The sequence below is a fragment of the Armatimonadota bacterium genome (assembly GCA_018268395.1).
GTDB lineage: Bacteria > Armatimonadota > Fimbriimonadia > Fimbriimonadales > Fimbriimonadaceae > JAEURO01.
Window position 1 is genome coordinate 694952 of the sequence record JAFDWQ010000003.1, and the last position, 11571, is coordinate 706522.

The window sequence follows — 11571 nt, forward strand, 5'->3', positions numbered from 1 at the left end:
ACCGCACACGCCGAGAAGCACGTCCGACAAAATCGGACGTGCTTCTCGGACGGCGCGTGTCAGGACTTCAGCCCTGTTTCTTGCGGCGACGCCGCGTCTTGACGAGCCTGGGCTGGCCGTCAGGCCCGTAGGCGAGCTTGTAGCCGGCCGGGACCTTGTTCAGCGCGTTGGCGAGCTCGGTCGGCATTTCGACCGACTTGGACGCTTTCGCCGACGTGCGCTTTCGGCTGCGCCGGAAGCTCTTGGCGGCCTGCTCGGCCGAATCCGCGTCGGTGACGACCTCCAGGCCGCTCTTCGTGACTTTCATGATCTCTGCGCTGGGCGGCACGTGGACGAACACGAAGTCGTTTGAAGTCAACAATCGGACTTCGAACGGGAGGACGTATTTCTTCACGCCAAGCCGGAGAGTGAGAGCGCCGCTCTTCTCTTGTGTCCGCAGCTTCAGAGAGGATTTGATTTTTTGTAGCGATTTTGCCATCCGATGGACTCCGATAGGTTCGCGGCCACAATTGACCGTTAGGGCCCGATTATGCCGACGATCTCCGAAAAAAGACAATAGGGCCTAACAATACTTGACGTCAATGTTGTCTATTAGTCGCACGTTACCTAGGCTTGCGGCTGCGATCAACCGGCATCCGGGACGGGGAGCTCCGAGTTCCGTCATGGTCTTCGGATCGACCAAAGCGACATAGCCGACGACAAAACCTGACGTCTCTAACCGTTCGCGTGCGGTCGCGACCGCCGAGGCGACGTCCGTGTTCCCCGTCCGTAGCGATTCGGCACATTCGGTCAAAAACCCGTAGAGTCTCGGGGCTGTCGCTCTCTCGACTTCCGTGAGAAGGGCGTTCCGGCTCGAAAGTGCGAGCCCGTCCGGCGACCGTACGGTTTCGACCGTATGGACCTTGACCGGAACGTTCAGGCTTTCGACCATGGTCCTGACGACCGCGCACTGCTGAAGGTCTTTCAATCCGAAGACCGCCGTAGATGCACTAATAATATTGAATAGTTTAAGGACGATCGTCGCGACGCCCTCGAAATGGCCTGGACGGGACTCTCCTTCCCATCGATCGGCGACGCCTGAGACCCGGACCCGTACGGAATCCGTAGAGACCAAGTCTTCGGCCAAGGGGGCGAAGACGGCGTCGACGCCTGCCGCTTGAGCCCCGGAGAAGTCCCGCTCTTCTTGGCGAGGATAGCGATCCAGGTCGGTCGGGTCGTTGAACTGCATCGGGTTGACGAACAGGGACACGACCGTCGTCGGGCAGAGCCGTTTCGCTTCCCGCATCAACTCGTAGTGGCCCTCATGGAACGCGCCCATCGTCGGGACGAACGCGACGTCGCCAACGGACTTGCGGTACGTCCGTGCTTCCTCGACCGTGCGCAGGACTTTCAAAACGTGTTCTCCGGTCCGGGGAAGACCCCGTTCCGGACCTCGTCCACGTACGCCTTCATCCCTTCTGACATCACGGATCCCGCGTCGCCGTAGAGCTTGGCGTGCTTGAACGTCCTTTCGGACAGGCCGAAGAGGTCGTGGTAGACCTGGATCTGACCGTCGCAGTGCGGGCCCGCCCCGATGCCGATGGTCGGGCATGCCACGGCCTGCGTGACGGCGGCCGCAGCTTCGGCCGTCACGAGTTCGATGACGAGCGCGAAGACCCCGGCCTGGTCCAAAGCGACCGCGTCGTCGACGATGTCGGCGCCTCCGTCCCGACCCTGGACCCGGTGTCCGCCGAACGCGTTCACCGATTGCGGTGTCATTCCCACGTGCCCCATGACGGGCACGCCGGTCTTGGCGATCGCCTCGACCTCGGCCGTGTAGCGGCCTTCGAGTTTGACCGCGTCGGCACCCGCCTGGACCAGCACCGCGGCCGACTCGACGGCCTGGGCAACGGACGCCCCATACGACCCGAACGGGAGGTCGGCGACCAATAAGGCGCGTCCGACGCCCGGTCGGGTCGCCCGGACATGGTGCGCCATGGCCTCGAGAGTGACGCCGACGGTCGTGGACCGGCCCATCAGGACGGAGCCCAAGGAATCTCCGACAAGGACGACGTCGACGCCGGCACCGTCGGCGGTGCGACCGGTCGGTGTGTCGTACGCCGTGACGCACACGACCTTGCGGCCTTGTGCCTTCATCGCCCGGAGCGCCGGTGCCGTGACCCTCATCGCCCCGCCAGAGCGGCCCCGACCTCGTCCGCATGGCCCTGGGGCTTGACCTTGTTCCACACTTTGACCACGTTCCCTTCGGCATCGAGCAGGAACGTCGTGCGTTCGACCCCCATGTACGTCCGTCCGTACATGCTCTTCTCGACCCAGACGCCGACGGCCTCGCATAAGGCCTTGTCCGTGTCGGCGAGCAGGGTGAAGGTCAGGCCGTACTTGTCCGCGAACTTTCGGTGGGATTTCACGCCGTCCGGCGAAACGCCGACGACCTTGACGCCCGTGAACTTTGGGACCGACTCTTGGAACGCACAGGCTTCGACGGTGCAGCCGGACGTATCGTCCTTGGGATAGAAGTAGACCACGGTCGCCGAACCCAAGAGGTCCTGCTTCGTGACGGTCCGCCCGTCTTGGTCTTGGAGTTCGAAATCGGGAAAGGGTCGGCCCGCGTCCAGCATGGAAGGCTCCAAGCCGCCAGTTTAGAGGGTCGGAACCTGGCGCGTTAGGGCCCTGGGGCGGAATCGACGAGCATCGCCTGCATCAGGTCGGCGCGGAACACGATCCCGCTCAGGGTCCCGTCCTCGACGATCGGTAGGATCGTGATGCCGTGCGACAGCATCATGTGCAGGGCTTCGCCGACTTCGGCGTCGGGCGTGCTGACGGTCGGATCGGCCGACGCGAAGCGGTGGGCGGCCTCCAAGCTCAGCGCGGCCAGGCTGCCCTGATGGCCGATCGCGCGGCAGAGGTCGCCCTCGGTCAAAACTCCGATAGGAGCGAGGTCGTCGTCGACCACGACCAAGGCAGGGAACTGGTACACGTCCATCTTGTCCACGGCGTCCCTGACCGTGCTTTTACGGGTCAAAGTCGGGATGTGGGCATGCAGCACCTCTCTCAGGGTCATCGGCCCCGAGTGTACCGGCGGCCTACCAGTAAGGCGGAGTCGTCGTCGAGTCGCGCTGTCGGTGGAACGAGTTCACGATCGAGTAAGCGTCGGCGTGCCACTTGCCCTTTTCCTGGATCAGGTCGATCTCCATGACCGCCCTTTCCGGACTGCCGAACTCGTTTTCATCGGTCGAGACCGCGATGACATGGGCCTTGTCTTCCGAACACCGGACGACCTTGAAAAACTGGAGCTCGCCTGCCAGTTCGGCCTCATGGACCGCTTCCTGTACGGCGGGCTTCATGGGCTTGCCCTTGACCGCGGTCAGGACCTCGACGTAGGTGTACGGCAGGGCGCCTATCGTGACCATGAAACCGACGATCCATTTCCAGGCCTTCCAATCGTCGTTCTGCTTGATCGGGCGGAACATCGCCACGATCACGGTCAACAGGCACGCGATGAAGAAACTGGCGATCGAGTAACCGACGAGTCCGAACACAGGCGCACGCTCCTAGAGTCCTCATTCCATACTTCACGGACTTTCTGTTGAAGCGGCACAAGAAAACCGATCCTTATAGACAGGAATGTTCGATCGGTCCAGCGTGCCTTTTGACCCGCGTCAGATTCAAGCCACCTTCGAGTCGGCCTCGTTCAAGGTCTGCCCTCTGTGCGGCAACCTGTGCGTCGACGGTGCCCACGACTGCTTCGTCTGCGGCTGGGCCGGGACGTTCGAGCACGACAAGAGCCTGGTCGACCTCAAACTGCGGGACCTCGTGCGACGCTGCCCGGAACTCGAGGGCCTCCTGGGCCCGCCTTCCTTCGCACGGCGCGCCAAGTCTGCGGTCTTCCGAGCCCTCAGAGCGTTTCGACGCCGGCTCGACGTGTCCGTTTGAACCTGGTCCAGGTTAAATGGAGGCGATGCCTCCGCTGGATTGGCCCTTGGTGGCCACCGTGCTGGCCAAACTTGCCTTCGCCGCCGTCCTTGGCGGCGTGATCGGCCTCGAACGCGAACAGCACGGCCGCCCGGCCGGGATCCGGACGCACATGCTCCTGATCTTGGGCGTGACCTTGTTCGCGGAGGTCAGCAAAGCTTTCCCAGGCGAAGATAAGGGCCGGATCGCTTCCCAGATCGTTACCGGAGTCGGGTTCTTGGGTGCCGGCACGATCTTGAGGCTAGGAGCGGAGATCAAGGGTCTCACGACGGCCGCGAGCCTTTGGTCCGTTTCGGCGATCGGTATGGCCGTCAGCACCGGTGGGTCGTTCCTTCTGATCGCGCTGTTCGGCACGGTCCTCACGTACGTCACGCTCAAGGTCGTCGACGACATCGAGCGGCGACTTGCCCCGGACGCCCATCCCCGAGAACTCACCGTCCGCTTGGTGCGCTTTGAAGCGCTCACCGCCGTGATCGAGGGCATCGAGAGGGCGGGCGGCAACGTCACGGGGGTCAGGTTCAGGGACGGACGTACGATCGCCTTGATGGACGTCAAAGGCGATCGGGCGGCCGTGCTCAAAGCCGCGTTGGGCACTCCGGACGTCGTCGAAGCCGTCTGGAACGGTTAGCTGCGGCTGACGATCGACTCTCGTTCGAACTGTGAAACGCTGAACGCGAGGAAGACGGCGGCCAGGACTCCGCACACCGCCATTCCGGCGAAAAGGCCCGGCCAGTCCGTCTTCGCTAACAGCGCCTCCTTAAGGCTCACCGCGCTCCCGAGAACCGGGACGAGCTTGACCCATAGGGCGTTCTGCATGTCCGTGAACCCGATGATCTGACTGAAGACCGCAGGCATGATCACGATGAAACTGACCAGGGTCAAGTATGTCTGGGCCTCCCGCATGTTCTTCGCAGCCGCACTGACGCTGATCAGGATCCCCGCCATCAAAAGGACGAGGGGGAGAAGCGTCAGCGTCATCGCCGCGAGCGACGCGAACGAGATCGAGAGCCCAGTCGGGAACAGCCGGCCCGCATATCCGAACTTCGTCACACCGACGAGCACGATGCCGACGACGGCCGTCAGACTGCTGAGGAGGCAGACAAGGGCAAGCGCCAGATATTTCCCAAGAGCGACTTCCCGCCGTCTGACCGGACTGACGAGCAAGGTCTCCATGGTTCCGCGCTCCTTCTCGCCCGCGACGAGGTCGGAGACGATGCTCATCCCTCCGTAGAAGGCCCAGATCACGATGAAATAGGGAAGGAGGTTGACCATCGACGAGCCACCGAGGCCCTTCGGTCGCGACGTTTCCTTCACCGTGACCCGTATCGGCTCGGCCATCGAGGGATCGACGTCGTGGCTCGACAGGACTTCACGGAGTCTCGCGTCGTTGGCCCGCTTGATCTTCTCCTGAAAGGCGCCAAGGGCCATGCCTGACAAGGGCTCGGTCGGGTCGTACGTCGCCGTGATCTTCGCCCGTCCCTCAGTCACGTTCTTCTCGAAGTCTGGCCCGAACTCGACGAGGAGCTTGGCCTTTCCCCGTTCGACGAGACGAACGCCCTCTTCACGCGTCTTCACGAGGGTCGTCTGGCCCGATTTGTCTCCCGAAAGCGTTTTTGCGACCGAGTCGATCCCAGGGTCGACGATGGCCAGCTTTGGTGTCTGAGGCCGTGAGACTTTGTCCTCGATCAGGCCGAAGATCTGCACGAAGAGCACGATCATGAACACGGGCATGACGAACGCGCCGCTCCGGACGCGTTTGTCGCGGAACATCTCGCGAAGTTCCTTTCGGAAGACGGTCATGATGCGGTTCATGGACGGGCTCCCTCCGGCGAATAGTCGACCAGTTTGAGAAAGGCTTTTTCAAGGTTGGGACTACCTGTTTCGGCCAAAATTTCGGCCGTCGTCCCTTGGCTGAGGAGCCTCCCTTGATGGATAACGGCCACGGTGTCGCAGAGGCGCTCGGCCTCGCTCATGATGTGAGTGCTGAATACGATCGTGCGGCCGCGGGATTTGGCTTCCTCGATGAACTCCATCACGGTCTGGGAGGTAACGACGTCGAGGCCCGCCGTCGGTTCGTCGAAGAAGAGGACGGGAGGATCGTGGAGGATCGTCCGGGCGATGCTGACCCGTTGTTTCTGTCCCGTCGACATCTTGTCGCAGAGCTTTCCGGCAAATTCGTGGAGGTTCATGGCCCGCTTGACGTACGTGATCAGCTCTCTCAAAACAGCCCCGTCCAGTCCGTTCAACCGGCCGAAGTACTCGAGGACCTCTTCACCCGTGAGGCGGCCGTAGAGGGCGGTCGACGCGCTCAAGAACCCGATCTGGGTGCGGACGGCCAAGGGGTCCGTGCGGATGTCGTGACCGGCGACGGTCGCCGTCCCCGAGGTCGGGCGGATGACGGTGCTCAACATCCGGAGGCACGTGGTCTTGCCTGCGCCGTTGATGCCCAGGAGTCCGAACACCTGACCGGGACGGGCCTCGAAGGACACGTCGTCGACGGCCTTGACGAGGCCGACTTTAGGATCTTTGAAGGACTTGCTGAGGGAGGTCGTCGTGATCACGTGCGGTTCATGGGATACGGGCCGTTATTGTTCCGGGATTTGGGCGAGGAGGCCGTTGTCGGCACGGTTCGAGCAGGACAGATTCCCATCTGACCGGCCGCCATCATTAGGGCGTAAGCACTCGTTTGGAGAGGATTCCAATGCGGTCTGGAAAGGTGCGGAAGGAAACGGGCGGGCCGTGATCGGCCCGCCCCACCGCTTGTCAGCCTCCGGTCTTGGGCTCTCGCGGCAACATCGTGTCCGCGTTCGCCAGGTTCAACACTGTGACCGCCGCCGCCGTGCTCGACTGCACCAGATAGGCGTTGATCGCCGCTTGAAGCCTGTCGTGCTGGGTGTGGTGCACGTACGTGTAGTCGCTGACGCCCGTCTCCATCGTGAAGAACCCCGGGACGCCGACGGCGTTGAAGCTCGCGTGGTCGCTACCGCCGCCCCGCGGCATCCTCGCCTGCGCGTTGAACTTCATCGGTAAGGTGGGGAAGGCCTCGTTCAGAGCGTCGATGCTCGGTTGGAAGAACGAGCGCTGCGACTCTAGGCCTGCGAAACCGCCCCAGTAGTTCGTCCCACCGTCGTCGACAAGGCACGCGCTGATCTTGTCCATTTCGGCAGCGTGGTCCTTCACGTACTGGCGAGAACCGAAGAGGCCCTGTTCTTCGCCGGTCCACAGGATGAACCGGATCGTTCGTTTGCCCCGCAGTCCAAGGGTGCAGAGCAACCGGGCACATTCCAACGTGACGCTCGAGCCGGTCCCGTTGTCCAGCGCGCCCTGGGCGCCGGGCCCGTCCCAACTGTCGAAGTGGCCGCTCACGATGACGACTTCGTTCGGCTTCTCCGTGCCCGGGATTTCGGCCACGACGTTCGAGTTCACGACCGGGCCCTTCCGGAACGACTGTTTCAGGTCGAATTCAAGGTCGACCTTCTTGCCTGCCTGCATCGCCGAGGTGACAGCGGTGTAATCGCTCTTACGGACCGTGACGCGCGTGACGTTCGGCAGCTTCTTCCAGTCGATGTTCTGTTGGCCGCCCGTCAGAACGAGTTCGTTGCCCGAACCGGACACGGTGCCTTTGATGCCGGCTTTGCGGGCCGCCTCTAGGACGGCGTCGCGGACTTCGCGCGTCGGAACGCCTTCGCCGGAGCGAGGCATCATCACCATCCAAGCGCCCTTGAACGATCCTTTGTCCTTCTCAAAGTCGGCCAGGCTCTTCGGTTCCATGACGGCCTTGCCCTTCTGGAGCCCTTTCGTCCCCGGCGTCCAAGACGGCGTCGTGAACTGGAAGTCGCGGACGGTCGGCGACGTCATCCGTCCGACGTGCCCGGTCTTGGCCCGGTCGAACCCGACGGGCCACTCGCCCCATTTCTCAAGGTGGACGTTCTGGCAGCCGAAGGCTTTGAACTGGTCCATCGCCCACTGGGAGCCTTGTTCGAGAGCGAGCGACGACGTCAAGCGTGCCCCGATCTGTTCGGTGATCGTCTCCAAGTGAACGCGCGTCTGGTTGCGCGACTTGCCTTCGTCGATGATTTTGGCGATGGTCGCCACATCCGTCTGCGCCCAAGACAGTCCCGAAGCCAGAGCGGCCGACGCCACGAGAAAGAGTCTCATCCGGACGGTTTTACCGCGACCGCCTGTCTTTTGTGCCTTTCCAAGCGCTTCGAAGTTCATAAACGTCCAGCCGGGCCGGAGTTTCCCCTCCCGCCCCGATCAGTCGGACGTCCCGTGCCGCCGGATCGGCCGGGGCGAAGAGGTGGCCGGTGACTTCTCCGTCTTGCGCGAACAGTTCCAGGCTCGCCCGATCGGCCAAGAGGGTCATGTCGACGAACCCGTCGACCGCCTCGATCTTGCGCTCGTGGCTTCCGATCTTCATCGTTTTCGTCCCGAAGTCGTACGACACGGCGGTCCCTAAGACGTCGAGGTTGAACCGCCCTTGCGACACCGCCCTCCAGCGGCCCCGGATTTCGAACAGGCCCGTCGACGACCGGAAAACTTGGGAGTCACCGTCCTGTTCAGGTGGCAGCCGTCGCGTCCGCAGGCTCTGGAGCGAACTGACGGGCTCGAAGGCGAGGCGGGCGCCGAGCGGCGTCGACTTCAGACGGACCGTCCTAGGAAACGACATCTGTTGGTTCCAATCGCAGTCCTTGAAGTCGCTGCCACGCATCCAACCGATCTGGACCCGCCGGCCCTTCGGCTCGTCGGAATACGTTTGGGCGGCATAGAAGTTCGGACCGGCGTCGGTGCTGAGGACCGCCGTCCCGGCCCGGAAACTCTGTCCGTCGAAGCTCCCTAGCCTGTAGTTGCCGTTCGCCCCCCAGAAGACCCATAGTCGGTTCCTCCGGTTTCCGTCCACGGGCAGTTCGAAGAAGTCCGGACACTCGCTCGTCCCCGGCAGGACGACCTCGCTCAACTTCTTCCACGACTTGAGGTCGGAAGAGCCGAAGAGGCCGTATCGGTCGTCGGCCAGGTACAGGGCCATGACCCAAGTCCGGGACGGCGCGTGCCACACGACCTTCGGGTCACGGTTCTCGCCTTCTTGATGGGCGAGGACGGGGTTGCCGGGCGACTTGACGAACGTCGTGCCGTCGACCGAGGTGGCCAGGCACTGCGTAAACGGTTTGCCTTGGCTCTCCGGGTTCGTGCCGCCCGCAGCCGTATAGAAAAGGGCCATGACCCCCCTGCCTTCTCCGAGGATTCCGGACTTGTCGATCACGGCGCTCCCCGAGAACTCCGTCCCCATCGCGTCCGGAGTCAGCGCGCTGTCCAGCTCGGTCCAGTGGACCAGGTCCGGACTAACGGCGTGGCCCCACGTCATGTTCCCCCACTGGACCCCGAACGGGTTGTGCTGGAAGAACAGGTGGTAGCGGCCCTTGTGGAAGACCAGTCCGTTCGGGTCGTTCAACCATCCCTTCTTCGCGGTGAAGTGGAACTGGGGCCGAAGCGGCTCGTCATAAAGGGTCGCGTCCTGGAGGGCGGCCGTCGGAAAGAGAGGCGTCACGCGGCGATTCTGACACCGCGCGACGCTCATAGGGCGAAGACGAGCTTGATCTGGAACTTGCGCGAGAACGTCCGCGTGTTCGGGTCTCCATAGATCAAGTACAGGTCCGTTCCCCGTCCGCCCGCGCTCCTATAGAAGAGGTACCAGTTCGTGTCGGCATCGACGGCGACCATTCTTCCGCCTATCGACCGAGTCGGAGAGAACTCGTAACCCGCCGTGAGGACGTGCTGACGAGTGGTGCCTTGGAAATTCAGCAAGGCGCCGCTGTACGCGAGGTCCAAGCGGCGGAAGAGCCTGACGCTCGCGTTCGGAGTCAAATAGGTCGAAGGTTCGCTCGCCAACGTGCCGACCGTGACGCCCAGGCCGATCTTCCGGAAACGGTTCGTGGCGCCCATCGTCGCCGAGACCATGTACGTGCTGTCCACGGTTCCGTCGATGACCGCGTAGTCCTGACTGACGCTGAACCTCCAGTCCGAGCGGGACGTCAGGGTCCCGAAAGCGCCGAAGCCGCGTTGATACCGGCTGCCGTCTTGGTGGTCCCATGCAATGCCGTAGATCCCGTAATCGTAGGAGCTCCACGGGCCCTTCCGCCACGGGCCGAAGAAGTCCGTGAACCCGAACCAGCCGCGATAGCCGGTGTACGGGATGAACCCGTCGGCGATGTTGAAGTCCTCCGAAATCGTGTGGTACTGGAAGACGCTGATGTTCCGAAGGTCTTGGTAGTTCGCGCTGAGGACGACGGCACCACCCCCAGCATCGTCGCCATAGGTCTTGGCGAACTGACTCTCGAAACCGACCTTACCGAACCGTGCGTGTTGGTCGACCATCACGACCGAATTGTTGTCGCTTCCGAACTGCCGTTGGCCGAAGAACGCGCCGACGTCGCTCGTCGGAGAGAGGTCGCGTTTGTACCGGAACGCCGTGTCCGTCCGGTCGCCGAAGGTGACCGTGTTCAAAAAACCGACCGAATCGACGGGCGTGACTTTGCCGTAGACCTTTGTACCGAGGTCGAACGTCGGGATCCTTCGCGAATAGAAGTACGCCCCGATGTCGTTGAACCGGGTGCCTGGCGACAGGTAGTTCTGACCCTCCAGGAAAAACGGCCTCTTTTCCTGGATGAAACGCTCCGCCCGCGAAAACTGGATGCTCTCGACCGCTCCCTCGATCGTGTTGAAGTCCGGGTTGAGCGAACCGACCGCGGTCAGGTCAGGGGTCAATGTGACGCGTGCGTCGAGGCCCGAGCGGAAGGTGAACTCGCCGTCCTTGATGCCAGGGAGGACGTAGGGAAGGAGCGAGACCTTCGGTCGGAAGCCCGTGCTCGGAGGTTGGACGCCGGTCCACACGCCTTCAAGGTCGGTGAATCCACGGTCGGTGACGTTGCTCCAAACCGTTTCCGTCCGCGTCCGGTACTGGTAGCGGAAGAAGTTGACGCCCATGGTCGTCGGCTTCGAACTGCTCGGATAGTTCAGGATCGCCCACGGGATCCGCATCTCGATGCAATAGCCTTTGGACGTCCGCTTGGCCGCCGAGTCCCATTGGCCTTTCCACTCCAACTTTCCTCCCCGTCCTCCCGCGATCTGCGCGGAAGGCGTGCCGAGCGCGTTCACCGAGAAGACGCTGACGTCTTCGGACCGTTTAGAAAAGTAGGGATCGATGGCGAACGTGACGTTGTCTTCCTGGTTCGGGTTGTCCGAACGGGTCGCGTACTTGCTGTCACGGATCGTCTCTCGGGCTTCGACTTTGTCCGGTTCGGCGTCGAAGCATTCGTACGCGACATAGATGAACTGCTTGTCATACGCGATATAGGCGACCGATTGCTCGGTCGCGACCGTGCCGTTGGTGCGGTCGAGGAATTCCTCGGCTTTGCCCGCTGTCGCCCACGCTTCGTCGGAGAGGTCGCCGTCGATCTTTGGCGGCACCGTGCACACCGCCGCAGGCATCGGCCGGCGGACGTACCGTCCCGGTGCCGGTTGTGCCTGAACATGCCCTGACAGGGCGAAAGAGACCCATCCCACGAGGCTCCAAAACCGGAGTCCCGAACTCATTGGGACACA

General features: G+C 62.8%; 13 protein-coding genes. 2 read left to right on the forward strand and 11 right to left on the reverse strand.

Annotated elements, in window-relative coordinates:
• Positions 1-67: 67 nt before the first annotated feature.
• The 6 genes from JST30_08735 to JST30_08760 form a co-directional block, all read right to left on the reverse strand.
• Positions 68-478, reverse strand: a complete 411-nt coding sequence (locus JST30_08735; protein ID MBS1714407.1) for a hypothetical protein — start codon at positions 476-478, stop codon at positions 68-70.
• 84 nt (positions 479-562) lie between these two features.
• Positions 563-1393: a pantoate--beta-alanine ligase gene (locus JST30_08740; protein MBS1714408.1), complete on the reverse strand. Its 831-nt coding sequence runs from the start codon at positions 1391-1393 to the stop codon at positions 563-565.
• On the reverse strand, positions 1390-2166 hold the full coding sequence (gene panB / locus JST30_08745) for a 3-methyl-2-oxobutanoate hydroxymethyltransferase (protein MBS1714409.1): 777 nt from the start codon (positions 2164-2166) through the stop codon (positions 1390-1392). The genes JST30_08740 and panB overlap by 4 nt, the downstream gene beginning before the upstream one ends.
• Positions 2163-2618: a thioredoxin-dependent thiol peroxidase gene (gene bcp / locus JST30_08750; GenBank protein MBS1714410.1), complete on the reverse strand. Its 456-nt coding sequence runs from the start codon at positions 2616-2618 to the stop codon at positions 2163-2165. Before bcp ends, panB begins: the two co-directional genes overlap by 4 nt.
• A 44-nt stretch (positions 2619-2662) precedes the next feature.
• Positions 2663-3061 (reverse strand): CBS domain-containing protein, encoded by a 399-nt coding sequence (locus JST30_08755; GenBank protein ID MBS1714411.1) that lies wholly within the window; start codon positions 3059-3061, stop codon positions 2663-2665.
• Positions 3062-3083: 22 nt separating this feature from the next.
• Positions 3084-3539 carry a hypothetical protein gene (locus JST30_08760; GenBank protein ID MBS1714412.1) on the reverse strand — a complete coding sequence of 152 codons (456 nt, stop codon included), beginning with the start codon at positions 3537-3539 and terminating at the stop codon, positions 3084-3086.
• A gap of 85 nt (positions 3540-3624) precedes the next feature.
• Here JST30_08760 and JST30_08765 point away from each other — a divergent pair, with 85 nt between their 5' ends.
• Together JST30_08765 and JST30_08770 are read left to right on the forward strand one after the other, a co-directional pair.
• Positions 3625-3933: a hypothetical protein gene (locus JST30_08765; GenBank protein ID MBS1714413.1), complete on the forward strand. Its 309-nt coding sequence runs from the start codon at positions 3625-3627 to the stop codon at positions 3931-3933.
• Between the two features lie 25 nt (positions 3934-3958).
• A complete protein-coding gene (locus JST30_08770; GenBank protein ID MBS1714414.1) occupies positions 3959-4600 on the forward strand; it encodes an MgtC/SapB family protein in 642 nt (213 codons plus the stop codon).
• Here JST30_08770 and JST30_08775 read toward each other — a convergent pair.
• The 5 genes from JST30_08775 to JST30_08795 form a co-directional block, all read right to left on the reverse strand.
• On the reverse strand, positions 4597-5784 hold the full coding sequence (locus tag JST30_08775) for an ABC transporter permease (GenBank protein MBS1714415.1): 1188 nt from the start codon (positions 5782-5784) through the stop codon (positions 4597-4599). The genes JST30_08770 and JST30_08775 overlap by 4 nt on opposite strands.
• Entirely contained in the window at positions 5781-6533 is a 753-nt protein-coding gene (locus JST30_08780) for an ATP-binding cassette domain-containing protein (GenBank protein ID MBS1714416.1), read from the reverse strand. The genes JST30_08775 and JST30_08780 overlap by 4 nt, the downstream gene beginning before the upstream one ends.
• Positions 6534-6735: 202 nt before the next feature.
• Positions 6736-8130 carry a M28 family peptidase gene (locus tag JST30_08785; protein ID MBS1714417.1) on the reverse strand — a complete coding sequence of 465 codons (1395 nt, stop codon included), beginning with the start codon at positions 8128-8130 and terminating at the stop codon, positions 6736-6738.
• Between the two features lie 10 nt (positions 8131-8140).
• Positions 8141-9517, reverse strand: a complete 1377-nt coding sequence (locus tag JST30_08790) for a glycoside hydrolase family 32 protein (protein ID MBS1714418.1) — start codon at positions 9515-9517, stop codon at positions 8141-8143.
• 26 nt (positions 9518-9543) lie between these two features.
• Positions 9544-11562 carry a carbohydrate binding family 9 domain-containing protein gene (locus tag JST30_08795; GenBank protein ID MBS1714419.1) on the reverse strand — a complete coding sequence of 673 codons (2019 nt, stop codon included), beginning with the start codon at positions 11560-11562 and terminating at the stop codon, positions 9544-9546.
• Positions 11563-11571 lie beyond the last annotated feature (9 nt).